This window comes from Niabella drilacis (genome assembly GCF_900101395.1).
In the GTDB taxonomy this organism is placed as follows: domain Bacteria; phylum Bacteroidota; class Bacteroidia; order Chitinophagales; family Chitinophagaceae; genus Niabella; species Niabella drilacis.
In genome coordinates, this window is record NZ_FMZO01000001.1 from 647492 (window position 1) to 668188 (window position 20697).

The window sequence follows — 20697 nt, forward strand, 5'->3', positions numbered from 1 at the left end:
GACAAAGCAAAATGAAGAAATTAATAGCAACGATAAAAATAACCTTGTTATCAGTGCTCATGCTGGTTTGCAGCGGTATGGCGCTGTATGCGCAGGACCCGGTATTGGTAAAAGGTACGGTTGTCAGCCCCTCCGGCATACCGATTCCGGGAGCGTCCATCAATTCGGCTAACGGTAAGAACGGCACGGTAGCGGATAAGACGGGGGAATATATTTTACAGGTGAATGATAAGAGTGCCACAATTACGATAAGTGCAGACGGGTACCAACGGCAAACGGTAAAAATAAACCCGGATGAGCGGATGAATGTAATATTACAACCCGATCCGCATCACCAGGACGAAGAGGTGGACCTGGGTTACACCCAGCAATTGCGCAAAGAAGTATCCGGGGCTGTATCCACCGTAAAAGGGGCGGTGCTGGAACGTGCTCCGGTGGCCAATTTTACGCAAACCCTGGCCGGGCGCCTGGCCGGGCTTACCACAATAGAAGTAAAATCCGAATTGTCGAAAGCAAGCACCGATCTTTACAGCCGGGGTGTTCATAGCACCCAGGCCAATGGTCCGTTGGTGGTTATTGATGGTATCCCTGTGGCCTACAAATCTTCAGAAAGTCTGAATTATATTTCGGCAAATGAAATAGAATCGGTAAGCCTATTAAAAGATGCTTCAACGCAGGCTATCTACGGTATACGGGGGGCTAACGGGGTATTGGTGATTACCACAAAAAGAGGAATTAAAACCCCTTTAATCGCAAAAGTTACCTTTGATCAGTCGATGCAGGAGGCTACAACCAGGCCCGTCTTTATCAGTTCGGCCGAATACGCGGAACTGCGCAACCAGGCCGCAATGAACGACAGCCGACCGCTTCCGTTTACACAGCAACAGATTGAAAAATACAAGGCTGGTAATGATCCGGCCTTCCCCAATAACAACTGGTACAACATGTTCATGAAGGATTTTGCGCTCATGCAGCGGGGTAGTGTAAACCTTACAGGTGGTAACGACCGGGTGCAATTTTACTCCAACGTGAATGTGATGCATCAGGGAGGGTATTTTAAAACCGATCAGGAAAAATACAACCCCAACACTAATAATGTATGGGTGAATTATCGTACGAATGTAGATATGGTCATCAATAAGTACATTAAAACATTTGTACGCCTGGCCGGTAATGTTAAACGGGAGCGGACGCCCGGGGTAAGCAATGCAGCAGTATATAGCAGCCTGTTTAATATGCCGCCGGTAGCCTTTGGCCCTGTTACGCCTAAAATCACAGACAGCACCGGTAAGGTAACGGATCCTGGTAAAGTACTGGCTACACAGAACGCGGATCCCACTTACGGCTTGCTGAACAGGTCGGGGTACTGGCGGACCACTACCACCAATACCACCTCACAGTTTGGGGTGGATGCAGACCTGGGATTTCTTACCAAAGGGTTAAAGGCAAGCGGCATATTTGCCTACCAGACAAACTCTGCCGGGGGACTTAATACATTCCAGGGTTTTGAACGCTGGCTGCGTCCGCTTGATAAAGACACCCTCATCCTGCTGAGGGGAGAGAATACACCGCTTGTCTATGGTAAGTTGAATCAATATTATTATCACCTGAGCTATAAAGGCATGCTCAATTATGCGCGTGTATTTGGGAAGCATGCTGTTACCGGAATGGGTTATATGTTCTTTCAGAATCTTACAAAAGCAAATACAGACGCGCCCTGGTTGCTGCCCTATAATCGCTTTCATACGGGGGGCGAAATTACTTATGGCTATGATAACCGTTATTATGCCAAGGTTGACCTGGGATATTCCGGATCGGAGCAATACGGAGCTGCCCACCGTTATGCTGCTACGCCTGCAGGATCCGTGGCCTGGGTGCTGTCTAACGAAACCTTTCTCAAAAGCCAGCAATGGCTAAGCCTCTTAAAGCTGCGAGCTTCTTATGGAAAGGCAGGGAATGACGAAAGCGGCCTGAATCGTTACGCCTACCTCAATGAAATCCGCTTTGGCAATGGCGGTCCTGTGCAGTACCTGCAATATAACATTGATGAACGGACCCGGGCCAATCCCAATATTGGTGCGGAACTCCTGGCTACTAAAAACCTGGGTATTGACCTGGGGCTGTTTCATAAGTTTTCTATTACTGCGGACATCTTTCACGAGCGGATGGACAATATGGTCGTAAGTGCCACAGGGTTGATACCGGCATACCAGGGGGTTCCGTTAAATGACTATCCCATGTTCAATACGGGGCGGTTTGAGAATAAAGGCTACGAAATTTCAGTGGATTACCACCATGCTATTGGTCCGGACCTTAAATTCAATATTGGCGGTATGTACAGCTACAATAAAAATACGGTAGTGCATGTAAATGAGCCCGTTTTGCCGGATGAGTATGTATACCGGCACCGGGTAGAAGGCCTTCCACTGGGGCAAGCCTGGGTCTTCCGGATAGACCGCAGCAATGGCAACGGGTACTTTAATACCCAGGAGGAGTTGAACAACAATACCATTGACTATACCAGGGTTGGTGCTCCCCGCCTGGGCGATTTTAAATATACAGATCTGAACAAAAATGGTAAAATAGATGACGGGGATGCGGTGCCTGTTGGTACAGGGATGATCCCCCGTAAGGTATATGCCTTCTCTGGAGGGCTGCAGTATAAGGCAGTGGAGTTGAATGTACAGTTCCAGGGCATTGGGCAATATACCACGCTCGAAGGTGGCGCAGGGGTTTGGGAATCCGGCTACGACGGTATATTTGGTTCCCTGCATCGCAATGCCTGGACCCGGGAGCGCTATGAGCAGGGATTATCAATTACGGCACCGGCGCTTACCCTTGGCTCCAGCAGCAGTATGCAGCCTACGGATTATGTAGCTTACGACCGGTCATACCTGCGCCTTAAAAATGTGGAACTGGCCTATACATTTCCGGCGGCAGCAGCAAAACTAATTGGTGCGGAAAATATCCGGTTCCTGCTGAGCGGGCAGAACCTGGTTACCTGGGACCATATGAAATCAAAAGATTTTGGGCCCGAAGGCAGTGGCTATACCGGGTTTCCGGCGTACCGCGTGTACAATATGGGCGTGAAAGTGACCTTCTGACCATAAGCACAATTTTAAAAAGAAATGAAATTTTTTTGATATGAATGCAAACACAATATTCAAAAGGATACAGCAATATTGGCTGATATCCTGCAGTCTCGCTTTGCTGGTTTTGGCCGGCGGATGTAACAAACAATTGGAGCTGCCTCCGGATGGCAGGCTCACTTCCCTCGAACAGGTATTTTCCGACAAAAACAGGGCGATGGGGTATCTGAACTCCTGTTATGGATACTGTCCTGCGCCTTCGATGGAGCGCGCCTCTTATACAGATGAGGCGCAGGATGCGGATGATATTACTTCCGGATCCAAATATTCGATCTGGTATAAGGGCGCTATCACTGCGGCCATATATGGCAGCTATTCCAAGGACGGTCAACCCTGGGCACAGCTGTTCCAGGGAATCAATAAATGCAATACCTTTTTAACACAAATAAAAACAGCTACAGCGATTGTGTCGGATGAAATAAAGGCGGGATGGGTGGCCCAGGCGCATACGCTGCGGGCTTTGTACTACTGGCAGTTGGCTAAACGGTACGGCGGGGTACCTGTTTTCAGAGAACCGCTGGGGCTTAACCATGATTTTTCTAAAGACGCCCGCGCTAAATTCAGCGACGTTGTGAAGTTCATTCTTGCTGATTGCGATTCGGCCCTGGCGGCGCCCAATACGGGCGATGGTTTTCCCTGGACCTTAAAAGAACAGCAGTTTGGTATCATGACCCGCGCGGTTCCGTATGCCATAAAATCAGAAGCGGTTACTTATGCTGCCAGCCCTTTATGGAATGATGGTACTTTTACCTGGGCCGATGCTACGGCCATAAATGTAGATGCTTTAACTCAATGCCTGCTGAATGATTATAAGCTTTTTAATAAGACTCCGGAGCCCGGAACGGCGCAAAACCCTTACGCACTCTATTTTATCACCAGCTCCAATGATCAGCGGGCGGTGGATAAGGAAACCATTCTGCAGGTAGGCGGGCAGATGCAGCTATGGAAATATGCCGGTATGCCCTCCACTCCTAAAATGAGCAAGGCCGGTCCCTGTCCCACACAGGACCTGGTAGACGCTTATGAAATGGCCAATGGCGAAGCCCCCATTACAGGTTACAGCGATGCGGCGCATTTGAACCCCATTGTAAATCCTGCATCGGGTTATGACCCGGTAAACCCTTACGATGGCCGTGATCCCCGGTTTTACGCTTCCATTTACTACAATGGTGCGGTGCGCCGGTTAAACGATCCCGGGGGGTATAAAGTGCAGACTTATGTGGGGGGGACGGATGGTATATCGGACAATAACAATCGTTACACGCGTACGGGTTACTACACGCGTAAATTCAATAACTCCCAATCGGGCGAAGGTAATGAAGCTGATGGGGCCATCCGTCTATTCCGCCTGGCCGAAATTTATCTCAACTTTGCAGAATCAGCCAATCAATCTGTTGGTCCCGATGTTCCTGTAGCCGCAAATGGTCTTTCCGGGAGTGCCCGTGATGTGATCAATGCTGTAAGAAAAAGGGCGGGCATGCCCAATTTTCCGGCAGGGATGAGCAAGGAAGCCTTTGAAAAGAAATACAGGAATGAACGCCGCGTGGAGCTTGCATTTGAAGAGCATCGCTTTTTTGACGTGCGCCGCTGGAAGGTATTGGATCAAACGGATCCATTCGTTACGGGAATGCGCATTGCCAATACCAATGGGGTTCTTTCGTATACCCGTTTCAAACTCCCGAACCGTGGCGCTGCCACTGATAAGTATCTAATGTACCCCATTGAAAAGGGAGAGGTGGATAAAATTCTTGGCCTTTCAGGTGTAAACTGGCAAAACCCTGGGTGGTAGCGTACTTGGGGGCAAATCCTGCGCCCTGGTCAGTGTCCCCACTGCTCAGGAGGTTCCCTCATTGATCAGCTCATATAAATCAAAAATGAATCAACAAATTAACGATCCTCACCTGGTTGTCTGTCGCTTTTTATTATGTGTCCTGCCCTGGTTCGCATTTCCACTGACCGGAGAGGCGCAGCAACGCAATGCGGGAATATTTTACTCAAGCATTTTTGCCAAAACGGCGCCCTATAAAAGAATCAGTGGCTGGGGCGCCAATGCCCGCAATTATTTTTTAAAAGATGTAAATGGCGATGGCAAAGATGATGCGGTGGTTTATTATGTTGGCGGAAAATGGCAGGCCGCCATTTCAGATGGAGTATATTTTACAAATCCCAGGGATATGCTGATATATAAGGCTGCTGTAACGCTGACGGATCAACTCCTGCCCCTGATGGGAGACGTGAACGGTGATAAAAAGGCGGATGCCGTTTTTTTTGATCCGGGTACCGGAAACTGGTTGGTGGCTGTTTCCAACGGATGGGTATTTGCAGCGCCTGTGCAATGGTCGGCGGGCAATGGCGCAGGTTCAGCGAAACAGTTCCTGGCGGATGTAAACGGAGATGGTAAAGATGATGCAGTGTTTTTTTTAAACAGGGATCGCGAGGGCTGTTGGTACGTGGGGCTATCGGACGGTAAGGGCGGCTTCGGCAGGTTTACGCGCTGGATATGCCGCTTCGGATATACTGCTGATGAACAACTGATGGCTGATGTGAACGGTGATGGCGCAGCAGATGCTGTAGTAATGGAAAAAATCAATGGTACCTGGAGGGTGGCTCTGTCTGACCGCACGAAGCTGGCGGATGCAGGCTTGTGGAGATCGGGCTTCGGGCAGGGATGTGAAAATGTGCTTGCTTATGACGTGGATAAAGATGATAAGGCGGATATCGCTTATTATAAAGAAGGCGATTGGTGGGTCTGTTATTCCACTGGGTCAGCTTTTGATCCGGATGAGAGCCAGCGATGGGTTGTGGGGAACCGGCCGGCAACGATGGTTTCGAGAAGTAACCGGCCAGCGCCGGAAGGCAGGCTGATCGGTAGTGTTTCCGGAACGGTGGCGGGCGCCTGTGCCATTTCCGCCGGCGACTGGTTAGTGCTCGATAACGGGCAGAAGCGGAAACCGGTGGAGGCCTATGCGGTGGATACCTGGGATGCCGGCGGCAACCCTTACACGCCGCAATTTCCGGGGCATGCTGCTACTTATGATGCTGCAGATCCGGTGATAAACGATCTGCAGCTCCGGATGATCCATGATGCCGGGTTTACCTACCTGATGCTGGATATTACTAACGGCGCCAACTCCTGGGTCGATGATCGTGCCAGGCGGATGATCGAACGGATCATTTACTGGAACCATCATTTAAAAGGGAATCAGCATAAAATGTATTTCTGTATTTCCATGGGCGGCAGCCGGCGGATGGTGGGCAAACAGGCTGCTGACCAGGTGGAGCTCGAGTCCAAACGTACCTGGGATGAATTCTATATTCCATACAAAGAAGCTTATTATGTGCTTAAAGGAAAACCGCTCCTGGTGCACTTTGTGGAGTTCCCTACAAACAAAGATGATATTCTGCAGTACGCCGGGCAGATGCCTTTTTTTCAGCAATTCACTGAACGCTGGATGTTCAATGAAATTAAAGATCAGCCGGACAATGTGAACGCCTACGGGTGGCCGATATTAGAGAAACAGGGCAATCCGGTGGGGGATGAGGTAATGAATGTGAGCCCCGGCTTCTGGAACGGCAATCTGTCTGCCAACCGGGAAAACGGAGAACTTTATCGCCGGCACTGGCTTCGGGTATTGCAACATAACCCGGCCAGTGTTTGGGTAAATAGTTATAACGAAACCTGGGAGCATACAGGGGTGGCTCCTGCATACCTCAACCCGGAAGTAGCAGCAGCCAGTTCCGGTATCCTGTCGGTTTGGACGGACTACTATGGTGATCGTATGGATGATTTTTACTGGGTAATGACCCAACAGTACAACCGGTTGTTTATGTACCGGGAGCTGTTCATTAACAGCTATCTTCAGGAGGATCAGAGCAATGATATTTACCAGGTCAAAAGGAATCGTATTGAGAGAACCGGAACCATCCTGCCACGCAGGGCGCCGGTATTGCTGGTTCCCAAAAACTTTATCCGCAACTTCAGCGGCAATGTGATCAGCGACAGTCTCAAAGTGATCGGGAAGGTCAGGGGTGCCCGTCCGGTTGAGGCAGTGAGAAGCCGTAAAGCAGCACGGTGAGGAAAAAATCTTTAAGAAAAAAATAGTCACAATACTACAAAGAAATGAGGTATACAGTTATCGGCTTGTTCCTGTTGGTGGTGATTGCTTCGCAGGGACAGGTCATCCATCCGGTAAGCTACGAAGATATTATGCCGGGTGGGGAAATGAGAACCCGGGCACTTAAGAATTTCGACCGGCTCGAATCAGCTATCTACACACCGGAAAAGGTGTTCCCGGTTCAGCACGAAATAACCTCTATCGACTGGCCGGGCGACTATGAAGGGCGGATCATCCTGGGGCTGACCCTGCAGGCAAGGGCAACGCACCGTACACCCCGCTATCTCGAAGAATTGATCCGGCTGATACCGCAGAAAGTGAATGTGAAGGGCTATTTGGGACCCGTTATGACAGATTCCATACGGGAGCAGCAGCTCTCCGGACATGGATGGTTTCTTCGTGCATTGTGCGAGTACTACAACTGGAAAAAAGATCCGGCAGTAAAAAAGCATATTGAGCAGATTATTCAAAACCTGGCGCTGCCCACCCGGGGGTATCATAAAATGTATCCCATCGACCCCTCGCAACGCAATAGAACGACCGGAGGCGCTGTGGGCACTTCACAGGCTTTCATTGGACGTTGGGTCCTTTCTTCAGACATTGGATGCGATTTTATTTTTATGGATGGGGTTGTACAGGCTTACAGTATAGTGCCTTCTCCGGAATTAAAACAACTCATTGATGAAATGATAAACCGGTTCCTGGAAGTGGACCTGAAGGGCATCAGCGCTCAAACCCACGCCACGCTTACCGGTATCCGCGCCTTGCTCCGGTATTATGAACTAACCGGCAATGCCAACCTGTTGAAACAGGCACAGGCGCGCTACCTGTTGTATAGAAACATGGCAATGACGGCAAACTATGAAAACTACAACTGGTTCGGAAGGCCGGAGTGGACAGAACCCTGCGCCATCATTGATGCGTATATGGTGGCTAACCAGTTGTGGATGTATACCCGCACTCCCCTGTTTATGGAAGATGCACATCATATTTATTTTAACGCAATAGGACATACACAGCGCGCCAATGGCGGGTTTGGCCTCGACAATTGTCCCAGCGATACTACGCACCTGCTGCAGGTTAAAACCTATGAGGCCTATTGGTGTTGCACGATGCGGGGAGGCGAGGGCCTGGCAAGTGCCATAAGTTACAACTATTTTACGGGCGATGGGTCGGTTAATATTCCCTTTTTCAGTAATAATACAGCCCGCTTCAGGGTGGGTGGTGGCGATTTGGTACTGGAGCAGCGGACCTGTTACCCGTTTGAAGGAACTGTAGAACTGGAAGTGAAACAGTCTTCTGCCAGGCAGGCGGTAGCGCTTGCATTGTTTATCCCTCAGGGAGCAGTCAACCCAAAGATATGGGTAGATGGCAAGCCCGTATCATTTACCCGCAAGCAGCAGTTTGCTTATATCCGGACCCGGCTTCAGGAAGGAATGATTATTCTTTATACGTTTGACATGGAAGTAAAAACGACGTTATTACAAGCAGGTACAAAGAAGGAAGATCCGGGAGGCTGCTATTCCTTTCAGTATGGACCGCTGCAACTGGGCTTCACCACCCTGCATGAAAAAAAACTCGACCAGGTACCGGTATTTACAAGAACCGGCCGGGAAAGCTGGATGGTAAACAGTACCGGCATGGTGCTGACGCCGGTGTATCATTTATTGTCTCCGGAAGTACGTGAATCTGGCGTATATTCCCGCCAGGTTTTGTTTACAATTCATTCAAAAACGAACGAACTTAAATAGCATGTTAAAATCGATTGTATTTGCCCTGGTTATACTGACTTCTTCCCTGCAGCTGAACGCGCAGCCATGGAAGGCAAAATGGATTTCCACAATGGAAAGCCAAAGTACTACCAATACCTGGCTGATGTACAGGAAGACCATAAAGATAACGGCAAGGCCTGCCACTGCTTTTACAAGGATTGCGGTAGACAGTAAATACTGGTTATGGATCAACGGTCAGCAGGTGGTATTTGAAGGAGGGCTGAAACGTGGCCCTAATCCAACGGATACTTACTACGATGAAGTAAATATTGCGCCTTATTTACGGGCGGGCTCAAATACCATTGCTGTATTGCTCTGGTATTTTGGCAAAGATGGGTTTTCGCACAAAAGCAGCGGCCGGGCAGGTCTCCTGTTCGATTGCCAGGCAGAAGAACTGGAGGTCCTGAGTGATAAAACCTGGAAGGCTGCACTCGCAAAAGCGTTTCAGACGGCAGGGGAGCCTTATCCGAATTTTCGCTTGTCAGAATCCAGTCTTTTGTATGATGCCCGGAAAGATCCGGGAGTCTGGCAGGGTACCGGTTACGATGACCAATGGATGCCCATGGCGCAGGAAATAGGGCAGGCGGGCGATGGCCCCTGGAACAACCTGGTGCGCCGGCCCATACCTCTGTGGAAAGATTATGGTAGGGGTGCTTATCCGGACAGCAGGAACTTTCCTTTTGTGAGTACCGGCGATACCATTATATGTACACTTCCTTATAATGCCCAGTTGACCCCCTGGTTCAGGGTAGAAGCTGAAGCAGGTCAGAAAATAATGATGGCTACCGATAACTACCTGTTCTACGGACCTGAAACCAATATCAGGGCGGAATACATCACCAAAAAAGGAGTACAGGAATACGAAAATCCTGGCTGGATGAACGGACATAAAATGTATTATTTCATCCCGGCAGGAGTGAAGGTGCTGGATCTGGGTTATCGTGAGACTGGTTTTCAGACTCGTTTCGACGGTAGTTTCAGCAGCTCTGATCCGTTTCTGAATAAACTTTGGGAGAAGGCCCGGCGTACCCTGTATGTGACCATGCGCGATACCTATATGGATTGCCCGGAACGCGAACGGGCTGCCTGGACGGGCGATGCGGTGAACGAATCGGGACAGGCTTTTTATGCCCTGTCTCCGGCTTCCCATTCGTTGGGTAAGAAATGGCTCTACGAACTGGTGAACTGGCGCAAAAAAGACGGGACAATTTACGCACCGGTGCCTGCGGGCAACTGGGTCAGTGAGTTGCCCTGCCAGTCGGTAACCAGTATCGGGTACTATGGGCTCTGGAATTTCTATCTCCATTCAGGCGATCGCCAGGTGCTGACTGATCTTTACGATGGGGCCAAACAGTATCTGGATCTTTGGGAAAAAGATGGCAGGGGAACCATGAAACTGCGCCGGGGCGACTGGACCTGGGGCGATTGGGGTGACCAGATTGATACGGTGCTGGTATATAACCTGCTGTATAGCCTCGGTGTAAAAGGCATGCAGCTGGCGGCAAATGAATTGGGGAAGACCGAAGATGCCCGATCCTATGCACAGTTTCTGGAAACCTTCCGGGAGGCATTCAACCGGCAGTTCTGGACAGGAACAGCGTATCGTTCTCCGGGCTACAAAGGTGCAACCGATGATCGGGTACAGGCGCTGGCAGTGGTTTCCGGAGTTGCAGGAAAGGATAAATACCCGGCGTTGCTGAAGCTGTTTAAGAAAGAAGAACATGCCAGTCCTTATATGGAGAAGTATGTATTTGAAGCCATGTTTAGGATGGGTTATGAAGATGAAGCAATCGCGCGGCATAAAAAACGTCTTTCATACATGGTGAATCATCCGGGGTTTACAACCTTGTTTGAAGGCTGGGGCATCGGCGCAGAAGGTTTTGGAGGTGGAACGGTCAATCATGCGTGGACAGGTGGTGGGTTAACGGTGTTGTCACAGTTCCTTTGCGGTATTGCACCTTTGCAGCCAGGATATAAATTGTTTCAGATTCTGCCGCAGCCAGGCTCGGTAACCCGGGCAAGGGCGTCGGTGGCATCGGTAGCAGGGCAAATCACCAGCTCATTTAAGCAGTCGGATAAAACCTTTGTGTTAACGGCGGTAGTTCCGGATGGTACCCGGGCTGTTGTGGGGATCCCGGATAAAGGGTACCGCAGGATCATGCTGGGTAAGGAAGTGATCTGGGAAAATGGCCGGTATAAGAAAAATGATCGCATTCAAATGATGGGTGATACGCCGGGGCATATCAGCGTACTGGTTACACCGGGAAAATGGGAGCTGTGCGCATCCAAATAAAATGAATATTCCGTCCAGGCTTGTGCCCTTACGAATCACTTGTAAAAATAAACAGATGGAAGTAGTCATGGGGATGATCGCAATGGTGTTTTTTTTGTGTTGTTTCCAAATGGTCAGGTTTTACCAATGCAAACGGCATTCATCAGGATGGGCGCTTAGCATTGTGCAGGGACCGGAATGGTAAGTTATGGGGCATTTTTGGGCACACTGCCATGGGAGAATTGAAAGTATGGAAAGATGCTTCGGTGGCTCAGATGTATTACCGATATGGCGCGGCGCTAAATTTTAAACTGGGGGCAGATATGGCCCCCCGGTTTATATATAGATACCGATGGTGAATTTTACTGTTACATACATAATAAAACGGGAGGTACGGGCTATGCCATTAATGAAAAATTTGAAGGGAAACCAATTTGCGTCATATTGGTTTAATGACATCGGTAGACTATGGGCGTACATGGAATTTTGATGGATGGATGATAACCGCTTCCGAAGAAAGTGATTCGACAAAGTATGCGCCTGAGCCACATTTGAAGGAAGGACAGGGCGGCCCGGAAAATTCTCTGGGCGCCAGGGATTGCCTTCAGCAGCAAAGGTTGCTAATCAGGAGCCTTACTAAAACCATCATTTCTTTTCGCCGTTGTTCATTGTTGACAATAACGGTAGTAACGATTTTAGCGTTATTATAAAATCCAATATCAAAATCTATAATGTGGCGTAGACTTTCACAGAAACAATACTGCAATAGTTGCTCCCCCCCTGATTTCAGGCAGATCCCAACTTTTTCACCTGATCCCTTTCAACCAGGGCTTATGTGAACATTTCTGCTATTGACCCATCGTCGGAAGTACATATAGGGAGACTGCCGGGGTAAATTATGATGGACCTGCTCCTGGCATAGTTGACCGGATATATTATGACCACCAGACGGTGGTTCGGACGAAATGAAGATCTCAATAAGAAAGCAGGCATAACGGGGGAAACATTAAGGGTAGCCCCTGCCGGTTTTTATTTTTTTGAACCTTTCTTTGCCGGTGCGTTTACGTTCCAGTACCCGCCTTTGGTTGAGCCGATCCGTACGATGAAATGTGCGTCCCTGAGTTTTTTAAGATGATATTCAACACCCCGTACCGACAACTTCAAACGTCCGGCCAGCTGCTCCCTGGTAATGCCAGGGTTTTTCTTCATATGACCAATGATTTTTAGGGCTATTTCTCCCACAGTTTCTCCCACAGTTTCTCCCACAGTTTCTCCCACAGTTTTTTGCTTCATATAGGTTTTCTGTTTGGAATAGTATAGCCGGGTAACGAAGCCATTGCCTTGCTCTCTATAGGTAAAACGCATGGTGGGATAATCCCTGATGGCCTCCTGTATACGGGAGAACCCGGTGCCGTATTTTTCAATATCCCTGGTAAGATAAAAAGCTTCTGCAATCAATTTGTTCCTGAGCTGTGAAGTGTAATTGTTCTTCTTTAGGTCTTCAACAGAAATATTGCCATACAATTTGCCCGGGTTATAAAATACTATGGATTGGTCAAAGATCTTTATCTGCACATCCGAGGAGGATGTATAGTCCCGGTGGATCAGTGCGTTCAGGACCAGCTCCCGTATCGCTTCCCGGGGATATTCAAAGATCTCGGTACGCTGGGTGGTGATACCGGTGATCTCGAATGCTACTTTCAAATGAGCAGTAATAAACTGCATCACTTCCTTAAGTACTTCAAAAAGACTGCCGCGGATCATTTTTTCATCTATAATAAGCGACGGGGTCCGGAACCGGCCTACATGCACATTGAAAAATAGATTTTCTTTGGAAAAGAGGATCATGGCCGCGTTGCAGGGGCTCCCGTTCTGGGTAAATTTCAGCATTGCCAGGGCCTTTTGCGGGGTGGCCGGCAAACTGAACCGTCCACTGGTATTTACTTTTTTAAGAAAGCGCAGGACTTTTCTTTCGTTGATGTCCTTATATGCTGCATTGGGCCAGGGGTAGGAATCCCATGAAAGCTGAAGCGATTCCAGGTACAGCGCGCTGATTTCAGAAGTGGATAGCTGATGATTGGCATTATTGTTTCTCCGATAGAAGCGGCCTCTGAAACTAACCGGCTTTACCGGAAATTCGTTAATGGACAATACGCCAACAGCAGTACCTTCAACCATTATTGTTTCAGCGTCTGGTAGAATACTGGGTTGCGTTTTCTGTTTTACTTCATTGATCCATTTTTGCAGGGTCTCCGTTCCAATGGTAAAACCCTGTACGGGCCTGCCTGTATCATTGAGCCCGATGTATACTTTTCCTCCCCTGGTATTAGCAAAGGCGGCAATTGTTTCAATAGCGGCGTCGCCAAAGCTGCTTTTCAATTCGGTGTTTTCGCTCTCTTTTATTGTAGTAGGCATTAGCAAACAAGTTTTTGGCGGTCACGTAATCCATTATCTGAGATGCTGTTTTAACCGCTGTATAGCAAGGGGAAGCACCTGCCTGGGGTGGTAAATGGCAGTGCCAATCATTCAGAGGTTAAATATTCAAATAAATATACAACTATCCGGTATTGAAAACTAATATATTTTGGGTGGAAGGCCGGTGTTTTGGCTGCTTCCCGGTTGCCGGGGGGCGTTTTCCGGCCGGTATAGGATATTTTCTTCTGAGAACGGCATAAAACCCGGCATCCCGGCGCCATTGGTGGCTGCTTTCGATTATTTTTGCAGTCATGAAATCCGGATTTGTCAACATATTTGGAAAGCCCAATGCGGGCAAAAGTACCTTACTCAACGCGCTGATGGGAGAGAAGCTGGCCATCGTTTCGTCCAAGGTACAAACCACCCGGCATCGTATTAAAGCGATCCTGTCAGAACCGGGTTACCAGATCATCTTTTCCGATACGCCCGGCATCATAGAACCGAAATATAAACTGCATGAGAAAATGATGCAATCGGTCAAAAGTGCCCTGGAGGATGCGGACGTAGGGCTGCTGATCGTAGATGTGAATGATAGCTGGGAGGAAAATGACCAGCTTTTCTCGGGGCTGCGGCTCCGGGTGCCCTGTGTGCTGGTCATTAATAAGATCGATAAGGCTCCGGCCGAAAAAGTAGCCGCATGTGTGGCTTATTTTAAGGACCGGCCCTATTGCAAAAGGATAGCAACCATTTCAGCCCTGAAGGGGGCGGGGATCGATCAGTTTATTCAGCCGGTGGTAGAATTATTGCCGGAGGGAGCGCCTTTTTACGATTCGGATGATATCAGCGATCTCCCGACAAAGTTTTTCGTGGGAGAGCTGATCCGGGAGAAGATCTACGAGCTGGCGCAGGATGAGATCCCATATCATACCGCCGTCCTCATCCGGGAATTTAAGGAAAAGCAGACCCTGATCAAGATCGTTGCCGATATCATTGTGCACCGGGAAACCCAGAAGGCGATCCTGATCGGAGAAAAAGGGAGTATGATCAAAAAGATCGGAATGGCTGCCCGTAAAGATATTGAGGCGTTTTTAAACCAAAAAGTGTTTCTGGAGTTATTTATAAAGGTGAAACCCAAATGGCGCGACAATGAACTGTACCTGAAAGAATACGGATACGGCTCCTGATCTGCCTAAAGGTTAAAGAATCCCCAAAAAATAAAATTGCAGGACTGACAATATTTTATCATATTTGTTATTAAATATTTTTTCGCCTTGCCCGTAAGGCTCATTCGAAAAACAAAATTTGCGTTGCTTCACGGGTGGAGCAGCGGGGAGAATTTAAAAAGTTAAATGGCAGTACCACAAAAACCCGCCTACAGACCGCCTGGCACAGGATTCCGGCCGGGAGGCGGCAATAGTAACAGACCTAAAGGCTTCTTCAAAGGGCGGTTTCAACCGCAAAAGGAAGCAGAACACCGCATCAATCAATTCATTCGCGTTCCCCAGGTAAGGCTCGTTGGCGACAATGTAGAGCAGGGCATTTACCCTACCCAGGAAGCACTGAAAATGGCCCAGGATATGGAACTGGACCTGGTGGAGATCTCACCGAAAGTGGACCCGCCCGTTTGCCGTATCATCGATTATAACAAGTTTTTATACGATAAAAAGAAAAAGGAAAAAGAGCTGAAAGCCAAAAGCAAGGCTACTGAGATCAAAGAGATCCGTTTTACGCCCAATACGGATGAGCACGATTTTGATTTTAAGGCCAAGCACGCGGAAGGCTTTCTGAAGGATGGCAATAAGGTGAAAGCCTATGTACAGTTCAAAGGAAGGGCGATCCAGTTCCAGGACCGCGGACAGCTGCTGTTGCTGAAGTTTGCAGAACGGCTGGCCGATTTCGGAACCCTCGAAAATTTGCCCAAACTGGAAGGGCGCCGTATGTTGGCGATGATCGCCCCCAAACCGGCAAAAAAGAAATAAGGATTTTTTAATTGTTTTTATCGTAAGAGCCCCGTTCCTGCAATGGGGCTTTTGCGATTTTTTTTGTCCTGACAGGAGCTGTTTTCCCAAATTCAGGGTTGCCTGCGCTGATTGCTACACGCATAACTTCCCTGGTCCTTCGGCTCCCAGCATCCGGATGGATATAGGCGAGGCTATTGCATAAAATTTATTGAACGTGCTTGATCAGCAAAAAAAGGGCTGTTCCGGATGGATCCTGAAACAGCCTTGTATTATTTTCGGATGTTGAAAGCCTAAGCCTCCATATATGCCTCCACAGGTTCGCAGGTGCAAATAAGGTTCCGGTCGCCCAGCGTATTGTTGACGCGGGCAACGGAAGGCCAGAATTTATTATGTCCTACGTACGGCAGGGGAAATGCGGCTTCTTCCCTGGAGTAGCTATGAGACCAGTTGCTGGTGATAACAGCCTGCTGGGTATGCGGAGCGTTCTTTAGCGGGTTGTCCTTAACATCCCATACTCCTGATTCTATTTTTTGTATTTCCCTGCGGATCTGCTGCAGTGCATCGCAAAAGCGGTCCAGCTCGGCCTTGTCTTCGCTTTCGGTGGGCTCAATCATGATCGTTCCCGGAACAGGGAAACTCATCGTAGGTGCATGAAACCCGTAGTCCATCAGTCTTTTTGCTATGTCCTCGGCTTCTACCTGGGCTGTTTTTTTAAAGGGCCGCAGGTCTACAATAAATTCGTGGGCACACAGGTCATTATCGTTGGTATATAAAATATCGAAATCCTCTGCCAGGCGTGCCCGCATATAATTGGCATTAAGAATTGCATACTCGGTTGCCGCTTTTAATCCTTCGGCTCCCAGCATCCGGATATAGGCGTAGGAGATCAGCAGGATGGACGCAGAGCCGTAGGGTGCGGCCGATACAGCGCCTTCGTGGATCACGGCGTGTTCCGGCTGATGGTTTTGCCCGTTGCCGTTCAGCGCAATGGTCTTGGCCTTATGCAGGGATACATGGCCGGGCAGGTGCCGGGTCAGGTGCTCCTTTACACAAATGGGCCCCATGCCGGGGCCACCGCCGCCATGCGGTATCGCAAAGGTCTTGTGCAGGTTAAGGTGGCAGACATCGGCGCCGATCAGGCCCGGAGCAGTAAGCCCTACCTGGGCATTCATATTAGCTCCATCCATATAAACCTGGCCGCCGTTCTCGTGTATGATCTGCGTGATCTCTTTTACGGTTTCCTCATAAACCCCGTAAGTGCTTGGGTAAGTGATCATGATCCCGGCCAGTGTATCCTGGTATTGCTGCGCTTTTGCCTTAAGATCCTCCACATCAATATAACCGTTCTCTAATGCCTTTACCACTACTACTTTCATGCCGGCCATTACTGCCGAGGCAGGGTTGGTACCGTGCGCCGAAATAGGGATCAGCATCACATCCCGCTGCGGGTTCCCCTGGGCCTCGTGATAGGCTTTTATGGTTAACAGGCCCGCATATTCGCCCTGCGCACCACTGTTGGGCTGCAGGCTGCAGGCATCAAAAGCAGTGATCTGACACAGGTACTGGCTCAGCTCATCAACGATCTGTTTATACCCTCCTGCCTGACCGGCGGGTGCAAAGGGGTGAATATTGGCCCAGTGTGCCCAGCTCAGCGGGATCATTTCGGTAGCGGCATTCAGCTTCATCGTGCAGCTTCCCAAAGAGATCATTGAAGTGTTCAGCGAAAGATCTTTGTTCTCCAGGTATTTGATATAACGCATCATCTTGCTTTCGCTGTGATAGGTGTTAAACACCGGGTGCGTCAGATACGCCGAGCTCCTGGAAAGGGATTCGGGTATATGGCGTAGGGTTTCCCCTGCGCTTAACGAGAAGGAAACGGGATCAGAATCGTTCTCAAAACAATTGATCAGGTCGTAAAGATCCTCGATGATAACGGTTTCATCAAGGGAAATACCGATATGCTGATGATCGATCTGCCGGAGGTTTATTTTTTGCTGCTCTGCTTTTTCGATGATGGATGCCGTATGGGGTACCTGTACCACAATGGTATCAAAGTATTGATCGCTTACCAGCTTAAAACCCCGCGCTTCGATGGCTTCCCCCACGATCTGGGTGTAGATGGCTATCCGTTCTGCAATGGTTTTAAGTCCCTGCGGACCATGATATACGGCGTACATAGCCGCCATATTGGCCAGCAGTGCCTGGGCAGTACAAATATTGGAGGTCGCTTTTTCGCGTTTGATATGTTGCTCCCTTGTCTGCAGTGCCATGCGCAGGGCCCTGTTGCCGTTTGCGTCTTCGCTGATGCCGATGATACGCCCCGGGATGGTGCGTTTGAATTCATCTGCAGCGGTCATAAAGGCAGCATGCGGACCGCCATACCCCAGCGGAACACCAAAACGCTGCGCTGCGCCAACCGCCACATCTGCGCCCAGTTCTCCGGGAGGGGTTAACAGGGTTAATGCCAGGAGGTCCGTAGCCATGGCCACGTAGCCGCCGGCTGTATGCACCGTTTCAATAAAGGCCCGGTAGTCTTCGATGCTACCCTTATTATTAGGATACTGTACCAGTGCTCCAAAAAACGCCTCCGTTATAGGGGTAGTCTTATAGTCGCCCTCTACGATCTCAATACCAAAGGGTTTCGCACGGGTGTACAGCACATCCTTGGTTTGGGGAAAGAGCTCCGTATCAATAAAGAACCTAGGCTTTCCGATATTCTCAGAACGGTTTTTCAGGTGAAAGAACATGCCCATGGCTTCAGCCGCAGCTGTTGCTTCATCCAGCAGGGAGGCATTGGCCAGCGGAAGGGCCGTCAGGTCGCTGACAACCGTCTGAAAGTTTAACAGACTTTCCAGCCGCCCCTGGGAGATCTCTGCCTGGTAAGGGGTATATTGGGTATACCATCCCGGGTTCTCAAAAATATTGCGCAGGATAACGGATGGTGTAATCGTTCCATAATACCCCTGGCCGATATAGTTGTGAAAGATCTTGTTTTTCAACGACACATTTTTAATATGGCGCAGGTACTCATTTTCACTCATAGGTTTGGGAATGTTCAGACGCTGCTGCATCCGGATGCCGGAAGGAACGGTTTGCGCCGTGAGAGCATCCATACTGGCAAGGCCTGTTTGAGCAAGCATTTTTTCCGTTTCTTTCCCATTGGGGCCAATATGGCGGCCTAAAAATTCTGTAGATTGAACGTCTAAAATATTCATATAACTTCTGAGGTATTAAGTATAATTGAGGTGTGCAAAGGTACACGCATTTTGTGAAAAAAAATGGATTGCGGTTGCGGACCCGGAGCGGGCCGGATGGGTAGCTTGCCTGCAAAGCATCCTTTTTTTATGGGCTGTTTAACTATTGATCTTATTTGTTTTTTTTCATTTATTAAAGCAAGTGTTTTATTGCAAATTTTCAAAAGCGGGAGGATCGGATTCAAACGGTTGCGCACCCGGCGATAAAAATGTTAGGCCCTGCAACGGGGAACAGGATCCAAATCTCAAAAAATCAGTTATCTTCAATCAAAAGAAGTAACATGAGCCGATGGTACCTATTCGCAACGTTGCTCTTGATAGGCGGGGCCTGTAAACTGATGCCCCGGGCGGCAGAAAATAAGAAAGGATCGGAAGAAAAATCAAAAACAACGGCAATGACCACTACAGATTGGAAACATACGACAAATATTTATGAAGTAAACCTGCGGCAATACACGCCGGAAGGAACATTTAACGCCTTTGCGGCAGCCCTGCCCCGTTTGAAGGACATGGGGGTGGCTACACTGTGGTTCATGCCCATTACGCCTATCGCAAAAGAAAAGATGAAAGGAACGCTGGGCAGCTATTATGCCTGTTCCGATTACACGGCTATCAACCCGGAGTTTGGCACCCTGCAGGACTTTCAGCAACTGGTAAAGCAGGCCCATGAAATGGGCTTTAAAGTGATCATCGACTGGGTTGCCAACCACACCGGATGGGACCATGTATGGACGAAGACGCACCCGGATTACTACCTGAAGGATAGTGCTACGGGTACTTTTAAGATTGCCAGTGGTATGGATGATATCATTGAACTGGATTATAGCAACCCGGAACTGCGCCGGGCAATGATCGATGCAATGAAGTTCTGGATCACAAAGGCGGATATTGATGGGTTCCGCTGTGACCTGGCTTCCTGGGTAGAGCTGGATTTCTGGAAAGAGGCACGGCCACAGCTGGATGCGGTGAAACCTTTGTTCTGGCTGGGCGAGTTTGATGAGTTGGAGAACCCGGACTATGGCTCCGTCTTTGATGCCAGCTACTCCTGGAAATGGATGCATAAAACAGAAGAATTTTTTAAAAAGAAACAACCGCTGTCCGATTTATACGAACTGCTGCAGCAATACAATGTTATCGGTGACTCCAGTATGCGTGCCTGGTTTACCTCCAATCATGATGAAAACAGCTGGAATGGTACCGAATACGAAAAATATGGAGCCCTGGCGCCCGCGCTGGCCGTGTTTAGCTGTACCTGGAACGGCGTTCCGCTGGTATATAGTGGCCAGGAGATCCCTTTGAAGGAGAAACGGCTGAAGTTTTTTGACCGTGATCCTATTCCCTGGCCTGCAAAGGATGTGCGGCAGATAAACGGCCTGCAAATGCACGATTTTTATAAAGTATTGCTGCAGCTGCATGCGGCAAACCCCGCATTGCGGGGAGGCGATCCTGCTGTAACCACGTATAAGCTCACCACCACGGCCGATGATAAAGTATTCGCTTATCTGCGTAAAAATGGCGCGAAGGAAGTGCTGGTGGTGCTGAATTTTTCTGATGCATCAAACCTGCATGTTGATATCACGGATGCTCATTTAACCGGTTCGTTCAACGATGTTTTTTCCGGAGCTTCCCGCGACTTTTCTGCTGCAAAAGGTTTTGACGTGCAGCCATACGGGTATTTTGTCTATGCGAAGTAAGGCTGGCATCCGGTTATCTGCCCTTAGTCTTTAGCCGCAACAATACTGGCAGCCGATTGCTACCG

Annotated in this window: 10 protein-coding genes; 8 read left to right on the top strand and 2 right to left on the bottom strand. The window is 49.1% G+C overall.

Annotation, left to right across the window (positions count from 1 at the left end):
* Positions 1-11 precede the first annotated feature (11 nt).
* The 5 genes from BLS44_RS02780 to BLS44_RS02800 all read left to right on the top strand — a co-directional run bounded on the left by BLS44_RS02780 (position 12) and on the right by BLS44_RS02800 (position 11329).
* Positions 12-3104: a SusC/RagA family TonB-linked outer membrane protein gene (locus tag BLS44_RS02780; RefSeq protein ID WP_090388466.1), complete on the top strand. Its 3093-nt coding sequence runs from the start codon at positions 12-14 to the stop codon at positions 3102-3104.
* A 40-nt stretch (positions 3105-3144) separates the two neighbouring features.
* Positions 3145-4938 carry a RagB/SusD family nutrient uptake outer membrane protein gene (locus BLS44_RS02785; protein ID WP_218127678.1) on the top strand — a complete coding sequence of 598 codons (1794 nt, stop codon included), beginning with the start codon at positions 3145-3147 and terminating at the stop codon, positions 4936-4938.
* Positions 4939-5023: 85 nt separating this feature from the next.
* A complete protein-coding gene (locus BLS44_RS02790) occupies positions 5024-7225 on the top strand; it encodes a hypothetical protein (protein ID WP_090388467.1) in 2202 nt (733 codons plus the stop codon).
* A 44-nt stretch (positions 7226-7269) separates the two neighbouring features.
* Positions 7270-9015 (top strand): glycoside hydrolase family protein, encoded by a 1746-nt coding sequence (locus BLS44_RS02795; RefSeq protein WP_090388468.1) that lies wholly within the window; start codon positions 7270-7272, stop codon positions 9013-9015.
* Position 9016: 1 nt separating this feature from the next.
* Complete coding sequence (locus BLS44_RS02800; protein ID WP_090388469.1) at positions 9017-11329, top strand: alpha-L-rhamnosidase-related protein; 2313 nt, start codon at positions 9017-9019, stop codon at positions 11327-11329.
* A gap of 1008 nt (positions 11330-12337) precedes the next feature.
* On the opposite strand, the gene BLS44_RS02805 is transcribed toward BLS44_RS02800, so the two are convergent.
* Complete coding sequence (locus BLS44_RS02805; RefSeq protein ID WP_090388470.1) at positions 12338-13723, bottom strand: RNA-binding domain-containing protein; 1386 nt, start codon at positions 13721-13723, stop codon at positions 12338-12340.
* Between the two features lie 311 nt (positions 13724-14034).
* On the opposite strand from BLS44_RS02805, the gene era reads away from it, so the two are divergent.
* Both era and infC read left to right on the top strand, forming a co-directional pair.
* On the top strand, positions 14035-14907 hold the full coding sequence (era, locus tag BLS44_RS02810) for a GTPase Era (protein ID WP_090388471.1): 873 nt from the start codon (positions 14035-14037) through the stop codon (positions 14905-14907).
* A gap of 165 nt (positions 14908-15072) precedes the next feature.
* Positions 15073-15702 (top strand): translation initiation factor IF-3, encoded by a 630-nt coding sequence (infC, locus tag BLS44_RS02815; RefSeq protein WP_090388472.1) that lies wholly within the window; start codon positions 15073-15075, stop codon positions 15700-15702.
* Positions 15703-15974: 272 nt separating this feature from the next.
* On the opposite strand, the gene gcvP is transcribed toward infC, so the two are convergent.
* The gene (gcvP, locus tag BLS44_RS02820; protein WP_090388473.1) at positions 15975-18899 is read right to left on the bottom strand and encodes an aminomethyl-transferring glycine dehydrogenase; all 2925 of its coding nucleotides are present in this window, start codon (positions 18897-18899) and stop codon (positions 15975-15977) included.
* Positions 18900-19219: 320 nt separating this feature from the next.
* Here gcvP and BLS44_RS02825 point away from each other — a divergent pair, with 320 nt between their 5' ends.
* Positions 19220-20632: an alpha-amylase family glycosyl hydrolase gene (locus tag BLS44_RS02825; protein ID WP_090388474.1), complete on the top strand. Its 1413-nt coding sequence runs from the start codon at positions 19220-19222 to the stop codon at positions 20630-20632.
* Positions 20633-20697: the final 65 nt, after the last annotated feature.

Coding starts and splice junctions, on each gene's coding strand:
- infC (WP_090388472.1), top strand. CDS start 15,073: ATGGCAGTACCACAAAAACCCGCCTACAGACCGCCTGGCACAGGATTC.
- BLS44_RS02825 (WP_090388474.1), top strand. CDS start 19,220: ATGAGCCGATGGTACCTATTCGCAACGTTGCTCTTGATAGGCGGGGCC.
- era (WP_090388471.1), top strand. CDS start 14,035: ATGAAATCCGGATTTGTCAACATATTTGGAAAGCCCAATGCGGGCAAA.
- BLS44_RS02790 (WP_090388467.1), top strand. CDS start 5,024: ATGAATCAACAAATTAACGATCCTCACCTGGTTGTCTGTCGCTTTTTA.
- BLS44_RS02805 (WP_090388470.1), bottom strand. CDS start 13,723: ATGCCTACTACAATAAAAGAGAGCGAAAACACCGAATTGAAAAGCAGC.
- gcvP (WP_090388473.1), bottom strand. CDS start 18,899: ATGAATATTTTAGACGTTCAATCTACAGAATTTTTAGGCCGCCATATT.
- BLS44_RS02780 (WP_090388466.1), top strand. CDS start 12: ATGAAGAAATTAATAGCAACGATAAAAATAACCTTGTTATCAGTGCTC.
- BLS44_RS02785 (WP_218127678.1), top strand. CDS start 3,145: ATGAATGCAAACACAATATTCAAAAGGATACAGCAATATTGGCTGATA.
- BLS44_RS02800 (WP_090388469.1), top strand. CDS start 9,017: ATGTTAAAATCGATTGTATTTGCCCTGGTTATACTGACTTCTTCCCTG.
- BLS44_RS02795 (WP_090388468.1), top strand. CDS start 7,270: ATGAGGTATACAGTTATCGGCTTGTTCCTGTTGGTGGTGATTGCTTCG.